The organism is Methanobacterium sp. (assembly GCF_038562635.1).
In the GTDB taxonomy this organism is placed as follows: domain Archaea; phylum Methanobacteriota; class Methanobacteria; order Methanobacteriales; family Methanobacteriaceae; genus Methanobacterium_D.
Genome location: NZ_JBCFBO010000001.1, coordinates 641,103 through 664,283, shown reverse-complemented (window position 1 = coordinate 664,283; position 23,181 = coordinate 641,103). Strand labels below are relative to the sequence as shown.

Here is a 23,181-nt window from a genome sequence, read left to right as displayed (position 1 = left end):
GATTTTATTAAAAAATAGGTATTTTTAATAAATGTTGATTTGAAAAATTAAATTAGATTCTATTCTTTTTCTTCTTTTTCCCATCTTTTAAGGCACTGGTCAATGGTTAAACAGAATTTACTTTCCATGATTTCTTGTTCTAATCTTGTCTTTTTAATAGATTGTCTGAGAGGTCCATAGACATTGGCGGCTTTAACTTTAATGCCGCGGCTCTTCAGCTCGTCGACAAGTTCTTCTAACATTTCAATTCCGGAATAATCAATAAAAGAAGTGGCCTCAAAATCTAAGACAAATAATTTAGTGTCTTTATATTTTCCATCTACTAAATCTATAATAGTATTTTTCACGTTTTCTGTGTTCAAGAATATCTGTGACCCATCGACCCGGACAATGAGGGTATGGGACGCTATTTCAGCTTCTGGGCGGCGTTTAATATCTAAATATTGGACAGTACCTGGAATACGACCTAATATGGCTATATGTGGGTTGTACATATTTTTAAGCAGGCTTAAGACTGATAATATAACTCCTATTACAATTCCCTCCAGTGCACCGATAAAAAGCACTGTTAAAAGTGTTACAATGGCAACTGTGAATTCTATCTTGTTGAAATTATAGATTTTACGGAAATGGGGAATATCAACCAGACCTCTTATTACATACAGTACAATAGCAGCCAGTATGGCTTGAGGCAAGTTGTAAAATATTCCTGTAAATAAAACCAGAACTAATAAAAGTACTAATCCAGATACCCCTCCTGCAAGTTGGGTTTTTGCCCCACTTTCGTCAGCTACTGCGGTTCTCGATAGGGTTCCACCTATTGGCAGCCCCTGGAAAAGGCCTACAGCTACATTAGATGCCCCCAAAGCCAGCAGTTCCTGATTTTTATCAACTTTATAGTTGTTTTTAGCAGCATATTCCGAGGCGAATATATACCCTTCCACATAACTTACAAGAAAAACAGTCACTGCTAGAGTGATCAAGATATTAATATCTATCAAATTGGGATCTGGAACTATCAACGCAGGTAATCCTTGGGGAAGGTTCCCTACTATTTTTACACCTAAAGAAGCTAAGTTAGCCAGAGTAACGACTGCAATTGACCCTAAAACAAGGAACAACGTATTGGGTAGTTTAGGAAATTTTTTAGTGGCTAAAATTAAAAAAAGAATTCCACCGATACCAATGGCAAGAGTGGCAGGGTTTGCCTGGCCAATATGCATGAAAAGATAATACATGCGGTTAAAAAAAGTGCCCGAACCTCCAGGTATTCCAAGTAATGTAGGGAGTTGTCCAGAGGCAATATATAATGCTAGACCTGCTAAAAATCCGGTTAAAACAGTTTTTGAAATGAATTTAATTATGAATCCTAATCTTAAAGCCCAGGATATGAGCGCGAGAATCCCCACCATGACGGCTACAAGTGATGCCATCATGAAGTACTGGCCGGTATTTACAGCCATCAGGGAACCAATTGTAGAACCAACCAGTATAGAAATAGTTGAGGTAGGGCCGATAGACAATTGTTTAGATGTCCCAAAAATCATGTAAACCAGTAAAGCTACCATTGCAGAATATAAACCAATTTCGGGAGGTAGCCCTGCCAGAGAAACGTATGCCATGGCTTCGGGTATTGTAAATGCCCCAACTGTAATTCCAGCAATAATATCTGGTCTTAACCATTCTTTATCATACGATCTTGCCCACCGGGTTATTGGGAGTAAGGATGAAACTTTCATGGGTTTAGTCTCCATTTTTAAGCCAAAAGTTTATCTCTCTTTTAATATGTGGGTCCTTTTTGTTAAAAGTAATGGTCAGTGTCCCATTTATGGTTATAATTTGTGTATTTTCCAGTTGTAAATAGAAAATAAAGAACATTAATTATTAAATTTGTTCGCTTATGTGCATGGTCCATACTTCACTGTTATAATGGTTAATCTATGTTAAACTTGTTTAAAAAATTCCATTATTTAATCAAAAGTTACACAATAATTTAAATATTAATATCTGCACAATACTCAGACATGAGCGAATTTGTTTAAATATATTAAAATCAATTTTTTTATATTCTAATTTAACTCATGGATTTCCAGCAATTTTGCACCTAAAAAAATATAGGGTCATCTTTAAGGGAATCTTCGGCCTGTTTTTTCTCTAATTCTTTCATTTTCTTTCTTACAGCAAGAATGAATCTAGTTGCCTCTGCAGAGTTAACTTTTCTAACGGTTATTTTGCCGCTGGTAAACCATATTCTAATTTTAGCATACCCATAAAAATCAGTGTCTTTCTTTTTATAGATACGTACTATATTTTTATACAGAACCAGTCCATCTTCCATCATTATGCCTGTAGGTGTCATAATTACTTTGTGCCTGTCACCGGTGACACTTAAGTATTCATCTGCCCTGCTCTTTGCTGTGACTTTCCTTCGTTTTCTTTTTCTTTTGTTAGGTATTTCAGATCCTTCCTTTTTCGACGGCATGATCAGTGCCTCCTCTACTAGAGTATATCATTGTCCTTAAAATTGTTTTGGAAAATAATCTGAAAAACATTACAATATCCAATTTAAATCATTTATCAGGTTAAAAAATTGTGATTCTATATATAAAAAAACAGTAAACTTTATTAAATACTTAATTTTAATAAATTAAGGATATAGGCAGCTTTATGGCTTAATTAGTTTATTCATGGTGTATATTTTAATTTAAAAAGCATATTTTAAACTTTTATTTAATTATTATATAGTATAATGCCTTTTTTACCTTTAAAATATTTAATAACATTTTTGTTTTGCAATTAATTTAACATAGGTATGTATTTCCATAATTTATCCATATTAATCTTTAAAATAAGTAATAATCTTTTTATAAGAGTTTAACGTAACACCTTATGATCTTAAGTTTGGACGATACTAATTGTGAAAGGGGGTGAAAAGATATTAAAACAGGGAATTAAATGTGAAAATAGAATTTTAATCCCATTACTGATTTTAAGTTTAGTTCTAATTTTGAATTTCTGCATTAGCAGTGTTTCCGCAGCTTCTGGCGATATTATTTATGTTAATGGTTCATCGGGAAATGATTCCTGGGACGGTTTATCTGCAACATGGACATCAGGTACAAGCGGCCCGAAACTCAGTATTAAAAATGCTACAGGGACGGTAAATAATGGCGGAATAGTTAATATTGCAGATGGGAATTATAGGGGAGTAAACAACACTAAAATCACTATTAACAAAAATATGGCCATTATTGGCCAAAGTCAAACAGGTACTGTCATAAATGGGACTAATTCAGCGTGGATATTCAAGATACAATCCGGTGCGACAGTTACAATCGAAAATTTAACAATCACAAATGGAAATGCATATAACGGTGGAGCTATTTACAATGGCGGAAATTTAATTGTTTCAGACGGTAGGTTCACTGATAATTATGCATATGTTGCAGGCAGTGCTATTTACAATCATGGTACTTTGGCTGTGGTTTACAGCAGTTTCCTGAACAACGATGCAGACGGTGGTTTTGGTGATCCTGCATATAACTTCGCTGCTGGAGCTATCTATAATGATGGTAATTTAACTGTAACTGACAGTTACTTCACAGAAAACTGTGCAATGTATGGTCATGGTGCAGCTATCCACAATAATGGTGTTTTAATCGTAACTGGCACTGATTTTATAGGTAACTCTGTCTATGGTTTGGGTGGGGCTATCTACAACGATAATGCTTTGTTAATGGCTAACAGTAATTTCATTGCTAATGTTGCATATGCTGCAGGTGGGGCTATCTACAATATCGGTACATTGGCCGTGACTGACAGCAGTTTCATGAACAATGTTGCATATGGAGCGTTTTATGCTCCATATATCTCGACTGCTGGCGGTGCCATCTACAATGATTATGGTGGAACTTATACTGTGGACTCGTGTCAGTTTGCAGGAAACATTCCACAGGATATCTACAACAACACTGAAGCATCTTCAGGTTATGGCAGTGGTGTAATTACAGGCTCATCTGGTAATCACGGTGCTACTGTAAAAGCTGCAAGCAAAACTATGCCTTTACAAAAAGCAGGACTACCTTTAGCTGGATTTATACCTGCTGTTTTGTTAGTTTTAGGTGGGTTAACAGTTCCAAAAAGAAGATAATTTCTTTTTTTTATTTTTAAAGATTGAATATTTTGAATTAGATTTTATTTTTTTCATATGATGTGTACTATGGATAGTTCCATTTATATATACTCAAATTAATATAATTAATTAATACATTCTGAATAAAGGGGGTGTTTGAATGGGTTCTACCCAGGAAAACGCAATGATAATTTTAAAAGCAATGGTAGAAGGGAGTAGAAAACGCGGAAGTGGTGACGCCATAAAAAGGATGACCAATCTGGAATGCGGCGAGATTAATGAGGGTATAGAATGTCTGGAAAAGATGCACCTGGTAAAAACATTACCTGGGGTAAAGAAATTCAGGTATAACTTTTTAAATGTTATTCTGGAACCAGAAGGCTGCAGGTACTATCAGGACAATATTGGAAAAATAGACTGCATTGATTGAGAATATTTACTTTATTTATTTTTAAAATAATTAGTAAATACCTATTTTTTTCTTTTAAACATCTAATCTTCCTTAAATTTTGGATACTTTGACTGGATTTATATTTTTTCTATTTTTGAGTATTAAAAACATTACATTAAAATTCAAAAAAGAAATTTTTAATAAATTCTTGCAGTAAAATATTAATCAAAGGTAAATTAAAATATATACTGGTGATTGGATGGAAGTGATAACCTTTGTAGAGGGGAATGTCCCAATTTCAAAGATAAAAGATTTTGAATCAGATTACAAAAATTTAAAACAAAATGAGAAACCAGAAGGAATGATAGCATCATATTTAATTCAAGATGCTGATAGAAAGGGACGTTATATAATTGAAACAGTATGGACTAGTCAAGAAGCCTTGGATAAAATGGGAAACGAGCAGTTAGAAGTGGTTGAGTTATTTGAGAGATCGGGAGTTAGGCCCACTATAAGGGCGTATAATATGGTAAATAACTTTTAGATTATTTTCTTTTTTGATTTAATTTATTTTTCTAGGGCATATGAAGATCTAAGTTCGGCAATTAGGTGGATAACTGAACCCCTTGTATCCATGTAGAAGATGGTTATAAAAGAAAAAAACCATCTAATGGATTCACGGCGGTGAGAAATTTGATCATTAATATATAAAAAGCAAAATAGGCCAATTAAAATAAACATTACTTAATTACATCTTTGCGCTGGTATTTAGTTTTTTTAGCAGGCCTAAATTTTAATTCACTAAAATTTAAAAAAAGGTTCCGATTTAGGGATCATCAATTGATTTCAGCTTTGCTAAGCTGTATTTCAATGGCTGAAACGTTACTGTTTGATCCTTCATTGTTCGACACTTCTTCTGTGCTTATACCGATGTTTCCAAGCTCTGCATCTAATATAAATCTATTTCTTACAATTTCAGCAACGTCAACTGCTCTGCTTATAGCTCTTCCCCTGGCTTTTAACATCACTTCTGATGTTCCACCGTTCATTTGAGTCACCACAGCCAATACGTAATTCATCACTGGTTTAGTTCCGATGTATACTACATTTTCATCTGACATTCTTTTTACCTCTAAAAAAATTTTTTATTTTTTTGGGGCCCGCAAAACAAAGCCTGTGAAAATTGAAAATCTTTGATTTTCAAACTCGCAAATTTCATTTGCGAGAATTGAAAATTTTCATGGCGTCAAAATCTTTGATTTTGACAGTTTTGCGGCCGAAGAAACAAGTTTCCCCGGTTTCGTAAATTTCAAACGTAACAGTTTGAAATTTTATTCAACCTCCAAATTTTTGTTAAAAAACTTGGGGTTCTCGAAATTCTATGAATTTCTGAACATCGAAATTAAAATTTCAACAGTTCCAAAAATCATGAATGATTTTTGAGAACCTCCAGAAACAATGAGTATTATAATATTTGAATATGTTACTATATACAGCTATGTATTTAAACCAGGTTAAATAAGTGTAAATGTTAAAAATAGTATAAAATAGATGGGTGCAACATGAATGAACATAAACAAGTAGAAGTTGAAATAGATGAAGATTTTTGTATTCTCGTGGATGAAGGCCTAGAAGACGTCATTAAAGATTTCTTCCACTGGGAAATTGAAACATGCAACTGCTGTATTGACTACAAAGAGTCAACATGGATCGAATTCTGTGATTTTGAAGATTGGAAGAAATTCTTAGAGCTTGCATTACGTAGTAACATTGAAGTCAAAGGCGCAGAGCCTGAACGCGAAACTCTATGGGATTTTCTCCAGGTGAAAGGGAATGTAAAATTAGTTTTTGGCGAAGAACTCATAGATGACCCTAATAAGGAAGACGGTGTTGTAGGTACAGGTGTACTTGTGATTTGTGTGGGATTAATGTTTCCAAAAGAACTTTTGGATGACTTTAAAGAGCTTTTGTTTGAAGTTTTGCCGCCGGAATAGGGCTTTTGATTTTTGCGGGGCGTAGGAATCTTTTGAAAATCAGAGATTTCAATACTTTTCTTTTTAGGCATTTATACTTCTTTCATTTTAGATATCTTGGCATGATTAAAAGTTTTTGGAAAATAAAAAGTTTAGAGTAAATATTTTTTTATTTGTTATATTTAGCTTCTATTTTTGATATAATTAGAGTTTTAACTTGTTAATTAATCTAAATATTATTCATTGTGTGTTTTTGATGTTTTTGGCCAAATAAAATTTATTAAAATATTGTATAACTCATATTTTTTTTAAAACTTTACTTAAAAACTTGATTTATATTTGATAATTAGTCAAAGGTATTTATTGGGGTATTAGATTGTAAAATGGCTGTATTATGTGGTTTCAAACGAGAATAAACGTAAATAATATTAATAAGTATTAATAAATTTTTATAAAATAATAGAGTTGTTTTTTATGATTTTAAATGATGAAAAAAAGGAAAAATTTTTTAATATATTAATCGAAATTAAAAGTTCATTTTCATTTTCAAGTGCTAAATTATATTTATTGTTGCTGTTAATCATGTATATTCCTATATTCTTAGTTTTTCAAAATTATTATGTGATCGATAATCAAAATTCATTATTATCAACTCAAATAATAGCTTTTTTAGGATCAGATGCTTTTAAGTGGGTTACAACGGTTCTTCTTGTTCCAATTCTTTCTTTATTTATTGATAATACTTTTAAAGTCCGAGAAAGAATAGATGCTCAACTTGAAAAAAGGAAAGAAGAAAAGAAGCAGTTTCAATTAGATTGCCTTAACAATACGCAAGCAGTATGGAGAGATATTTTAGGATTATGCGGTGAATTAAAATTTTATGATTTAGAGAAAAGAAATATCTCAAATATTCGCTTAGACTTGGTAAAATCTAGGAATACTGCAATAGAAGTTACAAATATGTGGAATTATTATTTTCCTAAGCTTCATGAATATGATAAACATTATAGGCGATTATTATTGATTCCTTTTGATATTCTTTTAAATTCTGCAAACTCTGTAGCTCAATATATACAGGATAATCAAGGCAGTCCTTATATCAAGAATGATGAGATAGTGGATTATCAATGTGCACTTAGTACTATTGAAAATAATATGGATTATTTCTTTCAGGATTCTATTATTAACATTTTCAGAAGTTACATGAATCTTGAGCATGAAAATGATATAGGTGCCAAAAAAATGCTAAATGATAATTTAAGTACGATAAGAGAGTTATCTTATGAGTTAAAAGAAAAAGAGCTAGAAAATGATGATATTTTTTCCTTTGTTAAAGATAAATTAGATAAAGATAAAATTGAAAATATTTCAGATAAGTATGAACAATGGTGTAAATGTAATCCTACTGAAAAGCCAAATAAATGCTATTTGATTAAAGATTTCAATAAAACATTTGATCAAATAGCGAATAAACGCAAATATACTACTAAAATTCCTTATTCTTTAGATTGCATGAATGCACTGGCAAAATACTTAGATTCTAAACGAGCATCTTCTGAGTTAAGACATAGAGCTTTATGGAAAATTAGATATTATTTAGAAAACTCTGATGATAATAATCATTAAAATTAATTTGATGAAATATTTTATTTCATTAAATAGATATTAAAAATGAGTTTTAACTAATATTAGAAAAAAATAATATATTTTTGAGATATAAAATCTAAAAATCTTCAAATTCAACATCATTCAAAACTAACATCTTCTTCTTTTCTTCATCAATCACGACAATCAAACGCTCATCTAACCGTATCAATTCAGCAAGAGGCTTACCGTTAACTTCAGCGTGCAGTTTCCTTATTTTCCAGTTATTTTCGATTAACCAGCGCTTCATGTCTTCAGACATCTCTTTTTGAGGAATTTCTTTATTAGATCGCCCATTTTCTTTGTAATTGATTATTATTGGCATTTTCTCTCACCTAAGACTTCTTGACAATTAGACATGTTGTAATACTAATATTTATACTTTGCCTAAATGTCTAAAGGGAAAGAATACTAAAAGACTAAACGGAAAAAGATAAACATGTCTATTAACCTATTTTATAACATGGAAACCCTTGAAAACGAAGAATTTCTCCAAAAATGGAAAAAATCTAACAAATCACAGAAAAGAGTCTCGATTATGGATGAAGCATTTGAGTTTGCAAGTCAAAAAGCGTTTGAAGACTTTGGGATTAGCCAGTCTTCTTTCAGCATGGAAATTTCGAAATTAATTTTGATTGCTAAGGAGTGTATTGAGAAAGAAGAAAAAAAGAGTAAATAATTATTTGTTTACTTAACTTATTTATTTGCTTGAGATAGGAGATGATTTAAGATTTTATATCGTTCATTAGGGATGAAATTTGCTCTATTACCAAATAGAATAAAATTTTTTGCTAATTTAGAAACCATATCCAATTCAAAATTATTATTATTGGAAAATAATTTTTTAGGTACTTCTGTCCTTTCGTTCTTCAATATAAATTCATATGCTATAATATCTAAAAATCTTGGGATTTGAATAGCATCTATTGGATTTAAGCATACTCTTTGAATTAAATCGAATAAATATTTTGAATATTTTGGATAAAGTTGACCCATAAAATCTTCTTTAGGAATTGCAAACTTTTCACCAGTTTTAATTTTTAGTTCGTTAGATAAAAAAGTGTACACAGATTCAAGTACTTTTTTCCTCTCTTCAATTTCGATGCCTTCTCCTAATAAACTTTCTTTGATATGAACTGACTTTTTTGTATCTGGAAATATTAAAATTGGCTCAGAAAATTTTAATATAGATAATGAAAGTAGACTCAATGTATATACTTGTAAAAACATTTTTTCTTCTTCTTCCATGTTTGTGGTACTATTTATACGGCTTTGAACGTTTATTAACAATTTAATTTGCTTTTGTGGTATATCATTCCAATATCCAGAAACCAAATAATAATAAGAAGTTTTTGAACTGGATTTCAATTTTTTAAATATTTCTTCTTCCCTTTTTATTATATTTTTATCAAAAGGTCCAATATAAGGTAAAGATCCAATTTTATAGGAATTTTCTAATTCTTCTAATCTTTCTAATGATATTGGAGTTATATCAAGTTTCCTTGCAAGGTCAAAATATTTACTTTCATTTATTTGCGTTCGTAGAAATATTCCATTTCTAGCTTCAGCATATTTCATTAATCCATGTAACCAAAATATTCTATCCGTATTTTTTGCTCCACGTCCAGATTTACAATCGCATATAACCTTTATTTGTTTAAAATGTTCATCCATTTTTAAACCTAATACATCAATATCAGTATAATTATCTGATGTTATCTTACCATAAGAATATCTTGGTAAAACTACATTTTTTCTTACATAATGACCATTATACCATAAAAATCTCATTATTTGTAATTTAAGATCAAGATCTAATTCACTCATAATTATCAGCTCATAATCTACTTCCACATAGATATTCCATCATTATATTATATTCTTTTTTTGCATCAATATGCTCTGCACTCTTTATTTGCCTTTGTTCCGCTGTATAATTGAATATACCTTTAGCTAGTATGGCATCGACTTTAGGTTCTCTTATAATACTGCCAATGGGTTCTTCCCCCTCTAATAATTCTACAGCTATGTCCATTGCTCTATCATTTTCTGGAGTGCTTATATAAGTTACTTTATAGGAGTTACCATATGAAGCAGGTACACTTTCAATATTTACAATTCTATCCCTAAGTAATAATTCGTATTGGGTTAATGCATATGAATGTGGTCTCATTGTATTTGATCTAAGTGAATAAAGTACACTTAATGGAGATCTTATTCGTGAAATATCTGCATGATGTTGTCCATGACGGACACATGCTACAATAAGCCTAGCTTTCTCAAAAATATCATTAATATTTATGGGATCTAATCCAAATTGAGGAGTTGCAGCGAATATATATTCACGTTCTATTTGGTTAAGATCTTTTATACCTACGGATGGAAAAAATCCATGATTAATACCGGCTATCAGTGTATTTTTATTACCTTCTACATTTTCTATTGGCTTACCGGGATATTTAACAACATTTTCTGCAAGTTTTTCTATATTATCAAATTCATCATAAGATTGTCTTTTAAGAAACTTCAAAGCATTATCCACATTATTCGCCCAATAATATGGGGTCCATAATATTTCTTCATCATCTTCAGATGATTTAAAAGTTCCAAAATAATTTACTAGCTTTCCACAAGTTAAAGCGCTTTCAAATCCACTTTTGGAAGTTGATATTTCAGATAGTAAAGTATCTAATTTCACAGGCTTTCTTTTAAGGATTTCTAAGGATTCTATGGTTGCTCTATCAACATCTTTTGGTTCTTTTTCTTCCCAATGTTCTCCTAATTCTGGTAATAAAGTTTCTATTGGAGGAATGGATTCGTATACCTTTTTTATTTTGTCCCCCTCTCTTTCAACTTCAATGTAATTTAATTTTTCTAATTCGGGTATCAAATCTGATTTAACAACTGCATAATCTTGTTGAATTGCGGATCCAATGGCTGCAAGTTGTTTTTCTTCTATTATATCTGCTTGCATTATGTTAACTGCTAATCTGGCTACGTTACCTATTTTTCGGGTATCATATAGTTCATAACCATAAATTCCTACTTGCTTATTTAAAAAACATTTACTTACTTCAACTGCTTTAGTAGTTATATGTGCATGATCTAATTTCATCTAAATCAACTCTCGTGTAATAAAGCAGTATAATTGCATTTTAAATCATATTTTAGCAGTTTACTCATAAAAAGAATACCTTTTGCAACATCTAAATTGACTTCTTCAGCCATAAATTCTCTTACACATTCTAACTCTAAATCTTCTAAATTCATTTATTCATCCCCTTTATGCCTATGATCATATATAAGTTAATATATGATGTTATTAATTATTATGGTAGTTGAATATAAAAAGTTATTTGTTTTAATAACGCAATAATACTTATTTTAAATATATTAATTAATATTGAGTTTTAATTTAAATTTAAAACAAGATAATGAATATAAATTATTAATATTGATGTAAAATTGTATTAAGTTATATTAAAATATAAATGATGTAAAAAAATGGCTAATAAATGTTAAGTAATACATAAAAATGGAAAATAGAAAGTAAAAAGAATCAAATCTAACAAATCATAGAAAAAAAGTTTTAATTTATATGAAAAGTGGATTTTAAGATTCAGAAAGTGTTTGAGGACTTTGGGATTAGTCAACCATAACTATATTAACAATATTTTAATAAATTATATTAAGTGATCCCCATGTTTTCAGACGATTTAAATGAAATATTTGAATTAGAGGCCAATGCAAGGGCGAAAAGAAATGATTTAATAAACAGGATCAGGAAAAAGCTCGACGGATTTAGGAGTAAGTTCCGAATCATCAATGAAATTAAAATTGACCTGTTTGAAGACGATAAAGGTAAATTTATAAAACTAAGTTTTTTTACAGGCAGGGGATTTTCAATTAACAACCAGTTCATAGAAGAACTCACAGAGATCATGGAAACAGGCAGCTATAATCAGATATTTGTTGATACGGACAAGCTGGAAATAGATTTTTTCTACAAATAAGATTTTTTTTTAATTTTGACTATTTTTAGGCTTCAATAGATAATAATGGACAAATTTTACTGCTTTAATATCTTACAATATTTTAATATCTGTTGATTTTATATTTTAGTTGATTTCTTCCGCAGCGAAGCGAGGCAGTCGAAAATTGAAAATTTTCGTGCCTCAAAAATCTGCGATTTTGGAAGGATTTTTTGATTCACCGCTCAAAAAATTCAATGAATTTTTTGGCGCCCCAAACACTATGTGTTTGAGGGCTTTTTTTGAAAAAAGGTGGATGTGAAGATTTATTAATAACATAAATCAACTGCTTATTTAAAGAATTACATATTTCTAACACATTCTCTCTAAAATCAAATCTAAAAGGTGCTAAAATGGTATCTAATGACGAAATATCACAAAAATTAAGAAGTAAAAGAGAAGGAACGCCTTTAAATAGTTATTTAGTCTGTAACAAGTGTGGAGGATACTATGAATTACAGCCGGGGGAATCATGGAAAGAATTTGATACAGAATGTGGATGTGGGGGGCAGTTGGTACATAACGATACGAATTCTTTGGTGTCAAGAGCGTACTATATGTCTGAAGAGGAATATGAACATAAAATGTACAGTACTGAAATATTAATCGCTTATATTGCATTCTTTCTTTTCTGGCCGATATCACTTGTACTGGGGTTTTATCTGCTTACAAGAGATAATAAAAGAGCTAAATTTCACGGAAAACTAATACTTGCTCTATCTATAATACCTATATTTGTTATGGGCATCGCAGCGCTTCTCGTTTACAAGGCATATTTCAGCCAACCTGCTGTTAATCCTGCTATGGATATATCTAACGTTCGTAGCATGCAGTTATTTGCAGCGTGCTTCTTGAATTTAAAAGTCATTTAAAGAATTAAATCTTTTCAACATATATCCACTTAAATTAAACTAAAGTGCTAAAATGGTCTCTAATGAAGAAATTACTAAAAGACTAAAAAACAGAAGAGAAGGCAAAGTCATAAATGGTTATTTGGTCTGTAATAAGTGCGGAGGATACTATGAATTGCAGCCGGGGGAATCTTCAGATGACTTTGACACAGAATGTGAATGTGGTGGGCAATTAGTACAAAGTGCTATAAATTCTTTACCTCCATCTGGAGAGGAATATTTATTAGATGATGAATATGAGGAGAAATATAACACCGTTATAGCAGTAGCTTATGTTTTTCTCGTGCTTTTCGCGCCATTGGCATTTTTAATGTCTCTATATCTCATTACAAGGGACCATAAATGGGCTAAACATGATGGAAAAATAATATTTGCAATATCTTTAGTGATTATGTTTCTTTATGTTATTGCAGGGGCATTTTTAATTCCTTTAAAATATGCTCATTGAATTTTTATTCGGGGGTTAGAAAAATTCTTACAAAGCCGCTTTCAAACTCTTCAACATATTTTAGTCTCAAATTACGCGCATATAAATTTATTTTGCTTTTTTAACATATATTAAACTTTTAAAATATAATCAAGCTTATTATATACTTTTTTTATTCCCTAAATTTCAATTATGTCTATTTTACAGGAAAAACAAAACATTTATAAATAATGACCACCAGTTATAATAAATAATGACCAGTGGTTCTATAAAAAAATTACCATTGGTTTTAATAAAAAATGACCGTGAGTTTCAAGGAGATGGGAGTATGAAATTTGGTATAGAATTTCTTCCAAACGAACCAGTAGATAAAATTGTTAAGCTGGTAAAACTGGCAGAAGATGTTGGATTTGAATATGTGTGGGTTACAGACCACTACGACAATAAAAATGTTTATGTGACATTAGGATTGATAGCTGAAGGGACGGAGACCATAAAAATTGGTCCTGGAGTAACCAATCCCTACGTCAGAAATCCGGCCATAACTGCTTCAGCAATTGCAACTATAGACGAACTATCAAACGGAAGGGCAACTTTAGGTATCGGGCCTGGAGATAAAGCCTCTTTTGATGCTTTAGGTATCGAATGGACAAAACCAGTAAGCACATTAAAAGAATCCATTGTCACCATGGAAACACTACTTCGCAAAGAAAAAACTGAGAATGGTGCATTTCTTAAAGGTGTTAAAGCAGTGCAGGAAAAAGTCCCAATTTATATGGGGGCTCAGGGACCTATGATGCTTAAAACAGCGGGGGAAATTTCAGACGGGGTCTTAATTAACGCTTCAAATCCTAAAGATTTTGAAACTGCAATTCCACTTATAAAAGAAGGTGCCGAAGCAGGCGGTAAAAGTATAAATGATGTAGACGTTGCAGCATACACCTGCTGTTCCATTGACGACGATGCAGGTAAAGCTGTTGGTGCAGCTAAAATAGTAGTGGCATTTATTGCACGGGGCTCACCAGCGCCTGTTTTAAAAAGACACGGCATAGATGCTGTGGCTGGAAAAATAGCAGAATTTCTTGGTAAAGGAGACTTTGGAGGGGCAATTGGCGCTGTAGATGGCAAGTTAATAGATGCATTCTCTGTTTGTGGGGCGCCTGATGATTTCATACCAAAAATTGAAGCCCTCGGGGAAATGGGTGTAACTCAGTTTGTTGCAGGCTCCCCAATTGGCCCTGATAAGGAAAAATCCATAAAACTACTGGGCGATGTTATATCTACATTTTAATCTTTAACCTAGATTGATAGTTTATCATAGATGTATTAAAAAAACAAACATATTTTTTTTAATTTTTTACAACAGGTATTTCTGATTAAATTCAATTTAACATGTGCAAAGTACTTTAAAATTATCAAAGGTATTGATTTTAAGATATAGGTAAATGAAATTTTAATTTTTTAAATTTTAACTAATTTTTGAAAATTGTTGAAAATCATCAGTTTAAACTGGTACTATGTACTACTAATTTTTAATAGTAAGAAATTAATACTAATATTTAATAACTTATACATTCATATTATAACACTGGTGCTCATGACATTTTTTGCTTATGATTAAATTATTTTGGAGTGGTTGAAGTTATTGGGGAAATAACAAAAGGTTTAATAATTTTGATTGTAGTTATCATGGTATTTTCTCCTTCAGCGTCTGCGTGGCATGTAATTACTCATGAAAGCATTGCAGAAAAAATTTACTATGCAATGCCCCTTAATGTGCAGTATAACCTGAATTTAAGTGAGATGCGAGTGGGGGCTGCTGCTCCTGATTTAATATTTAAAGACGGTGGAAATGGGGGCCATAAATATCCTAAAAGCTATGAAAAAGCCATAAAATGGCTAAAAAAGGGAAAAACAGCATATCATAAAGGCAACTATAATTATGCGAGTTACTGTTTTGGCGTGGCATCCCATTATATTTCAGATTCTTATGTAGTTGCCCATTGTGCAAATATAGGTAAATCAGACCATAAAAATTATGAAAAGCAGTCTAAAGAAATGAAACCTTCTACAATATGGTACCGGGAAGATCAGTTTAAAGACATAAATTTCTCTGTAGTAGGACACAATGAAAGTCTAAACTCAAAATTAACCGAAGCATACAAAACTGGGGAAACAAGATGGGACATGTGGATTGAAAAGAGGAGTATGGCCCTAGTTCAACTTGATTTAGATAATGCCGCCGTGATAGCGTATAATACAATAATGGAATGTGTTCAATAAGTTGTTTAATATTTCGTTGCTATTTTTATAAATATTAAATTATCTTAACATTTAATTCCATAAAAACTGTAAGGAAATGTTTCTTTTATCTGGATTAATATTTCATCTTTTAATATTTATTTTCTAAATAAACTGTAAATGGAATGTTTCATTTATTAAGAGTTTTTTATAGATTATATTGTAAACCCTTAACATTTTTGAATCTGTATTGGATATTGCTCTAAATTATTCTTTATTTTGCCTAACACTCCACGCGGATTTAACACATTTCACTTTTTAAGACCTCTTCACGGAAAATCAATTTAGGACATCATAAATTTTCAATGCCTTTAAAATCTTATTTATGCCTTTTCTAGTGCTCATCACCCTGCCCAGCATAGTCCCTGATGTAATGCTAAGAATAAAGGCCAACAAAGGGGCTCCCTGCATCCAGTACCCTAAAAAATGCGCCCGGGTAAATACGAAGATCAAATAAAACACGAGAATAGCCGCGCCGATCCTGTCTATTCGGCCAATGACGTGGCTGGTATCTTCATCCCAGCTCAAGCGGTACATGCGGCTGACCAATGTGCCTATTACAAAGCCTATAACTATTCCACATGCTGCCAGTGAAATATTAACTGTATGCTGCAGCACTTCAAAAGCTATAATAACCATCATGATGATCATTACAGCAGAGTAGATTCTAAGTCTCATTATAAGACGCGGCTCAAGGTACTTGCGTATAAATTGTTTATTCATGTTATCTTAAAAATTGTAGATGCTGTTTAATCTAGCCAAACCACTGCTCTAAGCTCTTCTGCGCGGGATTTAACTTCTTCAACTTGTCCAAAGCTCCCATAACTCTATCTGCAGAAAAGTCGTGTTCATCAGATAAAAATTTAATTGCCCCTTCTTTATCTGCCTTTTTCCACTTAATATCATAATCATCGATAAAATCATGGTTTAAGAAGATATCCCTGATCTCCTGGGGGTCAACGTCCATTTCTGCTTTCAGGTGTTTCAACGCCTTAAAAACATCGCCGTGTTTTTTAATCAGATTACGTCCTTTTTTAGCCCCAACTCCTTTTATTCCCTCGTTGAAGTCAGTACCTACAAGGACTGCAACATCAACAAGCTGTTCGCGGGTTAGTCCATTCATTTCCAGGATTTCATTGAGGTTAATCATTTCTAGCCTTGATTTAGAGCCTCTGGCTGCTATGTTTTTAAGCATTCTAGACGCCCCAAAAAGCAGGCAGTCATAATCCTGCGACGCAACACACCATGCATCACCTCTTTCTACCATATAAGAAGCCTGAGCTTCACCCTCTGATATCGCTTGAATATAAGGGATACCCATTAAGTCAAGGAGCTTTTTAGACCCTTCAATGATATCGGGGGTCATCCTGGATGAACGCATTGCAAACTTACGTGCATCTTCAATCCTACCTTCATCAACAGCTTTTTTCCACTGAACTTCTGCTTCTTCCCTTATCTGACGCCTCCCATCCTGCGTATCTTTTTTAAGGATATGGGCTTTGCCGTCGAAAACATAAATGGGTTTAATTCCCTTTTCAACAAGGGATGAGGTCCTGTAAAGGATACCGCTCAGGTGAGACGTGACATTTCCCTGGCTGTCCATGAGTGGAGTGCCGTCCATCTGCCTGATACTTGATAGAAATTGATAAATGGTATTTGCTGCATCTAATGCTACTGTTTTGCCCTTTAATTCATCTAGTTTTATTTCATGAGAGGATACGATGTCTCTAAATTTAAGTCCCATTCTATATCACCTGTAATATTAAAAAATAATGTCTGGCTTAAAATGATTATTCTCTAAATAATTATCTGTAAATGTTTTATTAAATTTATCTAAACTGATTTTTGAGATTATTTTTTTTGTTTGATATCTAATCATAAATTGTTTGTAGTACAAATCGCAAAGTTAATATGAAGAATATGATTCTTATATCTGCAACGGCCGTGATCTCTAAAAATCTCTTCTAAACTTCTTATAATAAATGTTAATGGTCTTTTAATATAGATTTGGGTATAAATCGGGTAAATCTTTAAATAAATTATAAAATTTATAGTGTATGAGGATAAATATGTGGAATAATTTGAAAATAGTCGTTATATTAATCTTAGTGATTTTAGCTGTGTTTGGGGGCGCATCATGGTTTTTAAATGCTTCTCAAACTGAAGTTAATGCCACTAGTAACATTACTGGCCAAAGCTTGACTAATGTCGCTTATGCCAATGTATCTGCAGCTGAAAAAATGGATATTTATCTTCCAAATACAACCGGACCTTATCCAGTTATTATAGCGATCCATGGCGGAAGTTTTTATAAAGGAGATAAAAACAGTTCGGAACTAAATGCAATTAAACAGGCAGCCTTAGACAGAGGCTATGCGTTTGTTTCAATTAACTACCGCTTAAGTAGTGAAGCGAAATTTCCAGCCCAAATTAATGATGTTAAAGCAGCTATTCGTTATTTAAGGGCTAATGCAAAACAATATAATATGAACCCCCGTGAAATTGGTGTTATTGGAAATTCAGCAGGGGGTTATTTAGCTGCACTGGCAGGTACCTCCGGAGGTGTAACAAAGCTTCAAAATTCTAGCCTGGGAAACTCCAATGTTTCTGATAGAGTTCAAGCAGTTGTTGACTTATATGGGCCTATTAATTTCGGTACCATAGACCAGCAGTTCGTTGAAAGTGGAATTAATGGAGAAACATGTAACATAAGCAGTTCTCTGGAATCAAAACTCATGGGACAGGATATTTCCACAATTCCTGACCAGGTGGCTAAAGCTAATCCAGAGACATACATCTCAATCGATGATCCAGCTTTTTTTATACAGCATGGAACCGCAGATAGAGTGATTCCTTACCAGCAATCTGTAGACTTTGCAGGTAAACTAAAAATTGTAATTGGAGATAAAAAAGTATATCTTGAAATTATTCAAGGTGCTGGACATGGGGATGAACAATTCTTCACTACTCTTAACATAAAAAAGATTTTGGACTTCTTTGATGCTAATTTAATGCAATCTTAAGTTATTTAGAACTGCAATGTGCGATATATTGAGTTAAGTCTGGACAGAATATAATAGATAATTCCTTTAAAATATAAAAAGATAATATTAACTTATTTGGGTAATAAACTTGAATTTCTAATTTATTCCCTGAATAAACTGTAAGGAAATGTTTCTTTTATCTGGATTAATATTTCATCTTTATAGATTATGTTGTAAACCCTTGTAAGCATGGTTGAATCTGTATTGAATATTGATCTAAGCTCTTCATCTGGTTCTTCAAAGCCTATATGGGTTACTTCCCTTCTTGATTCAATATTGTATTTTCTAAGTATGCGTCCAATAGGAATATCTGCCTTTAGGAGGTCTTCTTTGAAGTTGTTGGTAAGTTTATCCACAGGAGTTAGTGATATGGCGTGTATAAGGGGTTCTTCTGGATTGTGGCTCATAACTACCGTTCTGTAATTAATAGTATCCCCTTTGTTAATGTCTAGATCTTGAGCTTGAGCATCATCAGCTTCTCTGAATTCCTGAACAAGTGTTTCAACATTTATGTGCCCTTTTAATACGTCCAGTATTGTTGTAACTGATCCATCAGTTGCAAGGAGTATTTTTTGAGCGCTTGAAAGGTTTCCTATGTCCTTTTCCACTTCTTTTATTCGGTCCATTACGTTCATATTTTTCCCTTGAGTGTTTTTTAAAGTATTTGATGAACTTGAAGGGTGTTGAGAATTTATATAATTTTTGAATAATATTTTTTGTATCGTATCCTTTTTACTGTATATAAGCTTAATTTATAAGTTAGATCCAATAATTTGAATTATTTATAAATCTTGGGGATTTGATATTTCTCCTAAAACTGCTGAATAAGCTACAACTGCAGGATTTGCAAGGTACAGGTACGATTCGGGGTCTCCCATTCTGCCCATAAAGTTCCTGTTTGTGGTGGAAACACATACTTCATCAGAACCTATAACTCCCATATGGGCTCCTAAACATGGTCCGCATCCAGGGTTGCATACTATGGCTCCTGCATCTATGAACGTTTCAATAAGTCCTTCTTTTAAGGCCTGTTTATATATATTGGCTGAGGCAGGTATTACGAGCAGCCTTACATCTTCATGTACCTTTTTGCCATTTAAAACTTCTGCTGCTTCCCTTAGATCTTCAAGACGTCCGTTGGTACATGACCCGATGAGTGCCTGGTCTATAGATACCCCTTTTACGTTGGAAATATCTTTAACATTATCCACGTCATGAGGGCACGAGATTTGAGGTTCAAGGTCATTTACATCAAAAGAGTATTCTTTTTCGTAGACGGCATCTTTATCGGACCTGACAACTTCAAAATCAGTGATCCCTATATTTTTCAAGTATTCAATGGTCTTTTTATTTGGTTCCATGATTCCATTTTTGGCCCCCATTTCGATTGCCATGTTGCAGATGGTCATTCTTCCTGCAGGGTGCATTGAATCAATTGTTTCGCCGTGGAATTCCAGTGATTTGTAGGTAGCGCCAGATGACCCGATTTCACCAGCCACGTTGAGCACAACATCTTTTGCAGATACAAATTTCCCCAATTCACCGTTAACAGTTACTTTAAATGCTTCAGGTACCATGAACCAGGTTTTACCAGTTGCATATACCATTGCAAGGTCTGTTGCACCCATACCTGTTGCGAAAGCTCCAAAAGCTCCATAAGTACATGTATGTGAATCTGCACCGACTATGACTTTTCCTGGCTTGACATAACCTCTTTCAGGCAGTACCTGGTGGCATATACCTTCCCCATGAGTATATAAGTTTGTTATTCCCTGTTCCTTTGCAAATTTCTTTGCTACCTTTTGAAATTCGGCAGAGCCAATGTTATTTGCAGGAATATTGTGATCAAAAACAATAACAATCTTCTCAGGGTCCCAAACCTTTTGGGCAACATTGTGAAATGTTTTTATGGTGGGTGGTGATGTTCCGTCGTGTGACATTGCTAAATCGATATCAGCTTCGATAATTTCTCCGGGATGTACTTCTTTTTTCCCTGATGCTCGTGAAAGTATTTTTTCTGTGATATTCATAAGATCAAACCTGGGATATAAATGTTTAAAGGTGTTTTAAAATAGTAAATTATAGGTCTGCCATACTGCGTACAGACCGGACTATCTTATTGAAAAGTTCGTCGTTTATGTATTTGCCTTTTTCTCTACTTTTTTTAACCTGGTCAACGATTTTACACAGTTCGTCATTGGTCACTTCGATTCCACATGCGTCAAGCTTCGCTTTAACTGCCCTGCAGCCTGAATGTTTTCCAAGGACTATTTTTCTGTGATGGCCGATCAGTTCTGGTAAAAAGGGCTCATATGTAAGTGGTTCTTCGATAACTGCATCTACATGAATTCCTGATTCGTGTCTGAACACGTTTCTTCCTACTATTGCTTTGTTATCAGGTACTGAAACACCTGTAAGTTTTTCAACCAGTCTTGAGATTTCATAGAAATGTTTAATATTGAATCCTAGATCAAGGCCGTAAATAATTCTTAAACTCATTACCAGCTCTTCAAGTGATGTGTTACCTGCCCTTTCGCCTATTCCATTTATAGTAGTTGATGCAGCATTTGCACCACCAAGGAACCCTGAAATGGTGTTTGCAACGGCAAGTCCGAAGTCATTGTGACAATGCATTGCTATTCCTGTCTTGATATCTTTCCTTATTTCTTTTACGAGATATTCTGCACCTTGAGGACTTAACGCACCTACTGTATCAGCTATGTGTATCCTATCAACGCCATATTCTTCAGCTCTTTTGTAGGTATCTTTTAAAACGTTTAAATCTGTTCTGGTGGCATCTTCAGCTGAAAATGCTACAAAAACACCGTGGTCCTTTGCATATTCAACAGCCCCCATACACATATTTAAGACCTCTTCTCGGGTCATGTTAAATTTATGTTTTAAATGAAGGTCTGAAGTTGCCATAAATGTAATTATACCGTCAACGTCGCAGTCCAGTGCCACATCAATATCTTCTTTTTTGGTCCTTGATAAACAGATTATCTGTGCATCTAAATCTTCATCTACGATTCCTTTAACAGCACGTTGTTCTTCTTCGGAGACTATTGGAAATCCAGCTTCTATTTGATGTATTCCAAGTTCATCAAGTTTTCTTGCAATTTGTAACTTTTCAGAAGGTCTTAAACATACTCCCGGGGTTTGTTCCCCATCTCTCATTGTCGTATCATATATTGTGATATCTTTTGGAAATTTCAAATCTACCGAGTCGTTATAAGGACTGACAAAATATTTCAAAACGTTCCCCACCTTAGTTTATTTTCCGTTTATGCGCGTTGTATTAATTATAATATCTTAAATGTAATGCATACCTTAAATCGTGCTTTATTTTAATACCTGTATGGTTTAACGATTTTTTACATTACTATTCAAGTTATGAAATTATATTTATCTAAATTGATCTAAGTAGAATAATAATTGTATATTAAGTTTAGTTTTTTTATCAATTTTACCTTTTTAAGCTATGTACTTTTTGTTTTTAATTTATATAAAATATAGTATTTGCATTTTTTGTGATTATTTATCTATTTTTAACGTATTATTATTCAAATGGCAACCTTAAATGAAATTAAATTGACAAAAAAAGAATAAATTTTGGAAATTACGTGTAATTATTCAGTTTAATATCTATCTTGATGTTGATATTTTGGGATTTAAATTAGTTTTAATGTATAACAGTTAATGCAAAATAAATCTATAAAAACAATTTTAGGAGTTTTCAATCTTTATAAACTCCTATAAGCTCCAAATATGATCTTCGTTCGAATCCGTCTTCAATTCCGAGTTTTTTATATATGTGAAATATTTTATCAATTGCTTCTTTAAAATCTTCCCCTTCAACCATCCCTTTTTCTATTTCAACAAAGCTTCCAACTTTGTGGACTTTATCAAGTGATATGCTAAATTCCTGGAATGAATATGTGGTTCTTTCTTTTTCTACATCTGCAGCGGGTTTAAATCCAAGATTTTCTAAGATTAAACCAGCATTTTTGGAGTCTTCTACGTTAACTTCTATTTCTTTACGTGTTTTACTTACATCATCCAGTTTAGGGCCTTTGTATGTAAGGATTATCTCAGATTTTTCGTTATTTATAGTAGTATTCCTTATTCGCAGTGCTTCATCACTTTTTTCAAAGTCCCTGTACTCAGGGTTGTTAAAATAGGTATCTTTCTGGTGTTCTATCATTACTTTTTCAGCACCAATTTCTTTTAACTTTTCCAAAACGCTGTTAAAATCGCTAACATGAGCTTTAGCTTCAACTTCTATCATTAAACCACCATCAATATACTTTTTAATTTACTCTCTAAA

General features: G+C 32.7%; 25 protein-coding genes. 12 read left to right on the top strand and 13 right to left on the bottom strand.

Annotated elements, in window-relative coordinates:
• Positions 1-59: 59 nt before the first annotated feature.
• On the bottom strand, positions 60-1,739 hold the full coding sequence (locus tag AAGU07_RS03160) for a SulP family inorganic anion transporter (RefSeq protein WP_342457767.1): 1,680 nt from the start codon (positions 1,737-1,739) through the stop codon (positions 60-62).
• A 365-nt stretch (positions 1,740-2,104) separates the two neighbouring features.
• A complete protein-coding gene (locus tag AAGU07_RS03155) occupies positions 2,105-2,482 on the bottom strand; it encodes a hypothetical protein (protein ID WP_342457766.1) in 378 nt (125 codons plus the stop codon).
• A 435-nt stretch (positions 2,483-2,917) separates the two neighbouring features.
• Here AAGU07_RS03155 and AAGU07_RS03150 point away from each other — a divergent pair, with 435 nt between their 5' ends.
• From AAGU07_RS03150 to AAGU07_RS03140, 3 genes are all read left to right on the top strand, one after another.
• Positions 2,918-4,150 carry a hypothetical protein gene (locus tag AAGU07_RS03150; protein WP_342457765.1) on the top strand — a complete coding sequence of 411 codons (1,233 nt, stop codon included), beginning with the start codon at positions 2,918-2,920 and terminating at the stop codon, positions 4,148-4,150.
• Positions 4,151-4,292: 142 nt separating this feature from the next.
• Positions 4,293-4,562 (top strand): hypothetical protein, encoded by a 270-nt coding sequence (locus AAGU07_RS03145; protein WP_342457764.1) that lies wholly within the window; start codon positions 4,293-4,295, stop codon positions 4,560-4,562.
• A 220-nt stretch (positions 4,563-4,782) separates the two neighbouring features.
• Entirely contained in the window at positions 4,783-5,067 is a 285-nt protein-coding gene (locus AAGU07_RS03140; protein ID WP_342457763.1) for a hypothetical protein, read from the top strand.
• A gap of 292 nt (positions 5,068-5,359) precedes the next feature.
• Here AAGU07_RS03140 and albA read toward each other — a convergent pair whose 3' ends face one another.
• Positions 5,360-5,644: a DNA-binding protein Alba gene (gene albA / locus AAGU07_RS03135; RefSeq protein WP_342457762.1), complete on the bottom strand. Its 285-nt coding sequence runs from the start codon at positions 5,642-5,644 to the stop codon at positions 5,360-5,362.
• Positions 5,645-6,085: 441 nt separating this feature from the next.
• Here albA and AAGU07_RS03130 point away from each other — a divergent pair, with 441 nt between their 5' ends.
• Positions 6,086-6,517 (top strand): hypothetical protein, encoded by a 432-nt coding sequence (locus AAGU07_RS03130; RefSeq protein ID WP_342457761.1) that lies wholly within the window; start codon positions 6,086-6,088, stop codon positions 6,515-6,517.
• Positions 6,518-6,970: 453 nt separating this feature from the next.
• Entirely contained in the window at positions 6,971-8,122 is a 1,152-nt protein-coding gene (locus AAGU07_RS03125; RefSeq protein ID WP_342457760.1) for a hypothetical protein, read from the top strand.
• 97 nt (positions 8,123-8,219) lie between these two features.
• On the opposite strand, the gene AAGU07_RS03120 is transcribed toward AAGU07_RS03125, so the two are convergent.
• Positions 8,220-8,465, bottom strand: a complete 246-nt coding sequence (locus AAGU07_RS03120; RefSeq protein WP_342457759.1) for a hypothetical protein — start codon at positions 8,463-8,465, stop codon at positions 8,220-8,222.
• Between the two features lie 114 nt (positions 8,466-8,579).
• Between AAGU07_RS03120 and AAGU07_RS03115 the strand changes: the two genes are divergently transcribed.
• Positions 8,580-8,819 (top strand): hypothetical protein, encoded by a 240-nt coding sequence (locus AAGU07_RS03115; RefSeq protein ID WP_342457758.1) that lies wholly within the window; start codon positions 8,580-8,582, stop codon positions 8,817-8,819.
• Between the two features lie 17 nt (positions 8,820-8,836).
• Here the strand turns inward: AAGU07_RS03115 and AAGU07_RS03110 are convergent, their stop codons facing one another.
• Genes AAGU07_RS03110 through AAGU07_RS03100 form a run of 3 tightly spaced genes read right to left on the bottom strand, consistent with a single transcriptional unit; the run spans position 8,837 to position 11,410 of the window.
• Entirely contained in the window at positions 8,837-9,967 is a 1,131-nt protein-coding gene (locus AAGU07_RS03110) for a hypothetical protein (protein ID WP_342457757.1), read from the bottom strand.
• A 10-nt stretch (positions 9,968-9,977) separates the two neighbouring features.
• On the bottom strand, positions 9,978-11,255 hold the full coding sequence (locus AAGU07_RS03105; RefSeq protein WP_342457756.1) for a hypothetical protein: 1,278 nt from the start codon (positions 11,253-11,255) through the stop codon (positions 9,978-9,980).
• 5 nt (positions 11,256-11,260) lie between these two features.
• Positions 11,261-11,410, bottom strand: coding sequence for a hypothetical protein (locus tag AAGU07_RS03100; RefSeq protein WP_342457755.1), 150 nt, complete (start codon positions 11,408-11,410; stop codon positions 11,261-11,263).
• 431 nt (positions 11,411-11,841) lie between these two features.
• Between AAGU07_RS03100 and AAGU07_RS03095 the strand changes: the two genes are divergently transcribed.
• The 5 genes from AAGU07_RS03095 to AAGU07_RS03075 all read left to right on the top strand — a co-directional run bounded on the left by AAGU07_RS03095 (position 11,842) and on the right by AAGU07_RS03075 (position 15,792).
• Complete coding sequence (locus tag AAGU07_RS03095) at positions 11,842-12,153, top strand: hypothetical protein (protein ID WP_342457754.1); 312 nt, start codon at positions 11,842-11,844, stop codon at positions 12,151-12,153.
• Between the two features lie 371 nt (positions 12,154-12,524).
• On the top strand, positions 12,525-13,043 hold the full coding sequence (locus tag AAGU07_RS03090; RefSeq protein WP_342457753.1) for a hypothetical protein: 519 nt from the start codon (positions 12,525-12,527) through the stop codon (positions 13,041-13,043).
• Positions 13,044-13,095: 52 nt separating this feature from the next.
• Entirely contained in the window at positions 13,096-13,530 is a 435-nt protein-coding gene (locus AAGU07_RS03085) for a hypothetical protein (protein ID WP_342457752.1), read from the top strand.
• A 307-nt stretch (positions 13,531-13,837) separates the two neighbouring features.
• Positions 13,838-14,800, top strand: a complete 963-nt coding sequence (mer, locus tag AAGU07_RS03080) for a 5,10-methylenetetrahydromethanopterin reductase (RefSeq protein ID WP_342457751.1) — start codon at positions 13,838-13,840, stop codon at positions 14,798-14,800.
• Between the two features lie 398 nt (positions 14,801-15,198).
• Entirely contained in the window at positions 15,199-15,792 is a 594-nt protein-coding gene (locus AAGU07_RS03075; RefSeq protein WP_342457750.1) for a zinc dependent phospholipase C family protein, read from the top strand.
• Between the two features lie 297 nt (positions 15,793-16,089).
• Here AAGU07_RS03075 and AAGU07_RS03070 read toward each other — a convergent pair whose 3' ends face one another.
• Positions 16,090-16,533, bottom strand: coding sequence for a hypothetical protein (locus AAGU07_RS03070; protein ID WP_342457749.1), 444 nt, complete (start codon positions 16,531-16,533; stop codon positions 16,090-16,092).
• Between the two features lie 31 nt (positions 16,534-16,564).
• A complete protein-coding gene (fen, locus tag AAGU07_RS03065) occupies positions 16,565-17,554 on the bottom strand; it encodes a flap endonuclease-1 (protein ID WP_342457748.1) in 990 nt (329 codons plus the stop codon).
• 337 nt (positions 17,555-17,891) lie between these two features.
• Here fen and AAGU07_RS03060 point away from each other — a divergent pair, with 337 nt between their 5' ends.
• Entirely contained in the window at positions 17,892-18,833 is a 942-nt protein-coding gene (locus AAGU07_RS03060) for an alpha/beta hydrolase (RefSeq protein ID WP_342457747.1), read from the top strand.
• A 122-nt stretch (positions 18,834-18,955) separates the two neighbouring features.
• Here the strand turns inward: AAGU07_RS03060 and AAGU07_RS03055 are convergent, their stop codons facing one another.
• The 4 genes from AAGU07_RS03055 to cyaB all read right to left on the bottom strand — a co-directional run bounded on the left by AAGU07_RS03055 (position 18,956) and on the right by cyaB (position 23,142).
• Positions 18,956-19,489 carry a chorismate lyase gene (locus AAGU07_RS03055; protein WP_342457746.1) on the bottom strand — a complete coding sequence of 178 codons (534 nt, stop codon included), beginning with the start codon at positions 19,487-19,489 and terminating at the stop codon, positions 18,956-18,958.
• Between the two features lie 147 nt (positions 19,490-19,636).
• Complete coding sequence (gene hacA, locus AAGU07_RS03050; RefSeq protein WP_342457745.1) at positions 19,637-20,884, bottom strand: homoaconitase large subunit; 1,248 nt, start codon at positions 20,882-20,884, stop codon at positions 19,637-19,639.
• Positions 20,885-20,933: 49 nt separating this feature from the next.
• Positions 20,934-22,109, bottom strand: coding sequence for a homocitrate synthase family protein (locus AAGU07_RS03045; protein ID WP_342457744.1), 1,176 nt, complete (start codon positions 22,107-22,109; stop codon positions 20,934-20,936).
• 481 nt (positions 22,110-22,590) lie between these two features.
• Positions 22,591-23,142 carry a class IV adenylate cyclase gene (gene cyaB / locus AAGU07_RS03040; protein WP_342457743.1) on the bottom strand — a complete coding sequence of 184 codons (552 nt, stop codon included), beginning with the start codon at positions 23,140-23,142 and terminating at the stop codon, positions 22,591-22,593.
• Positions 23,143-23,181: the final 39 nt, after the last annotated feature.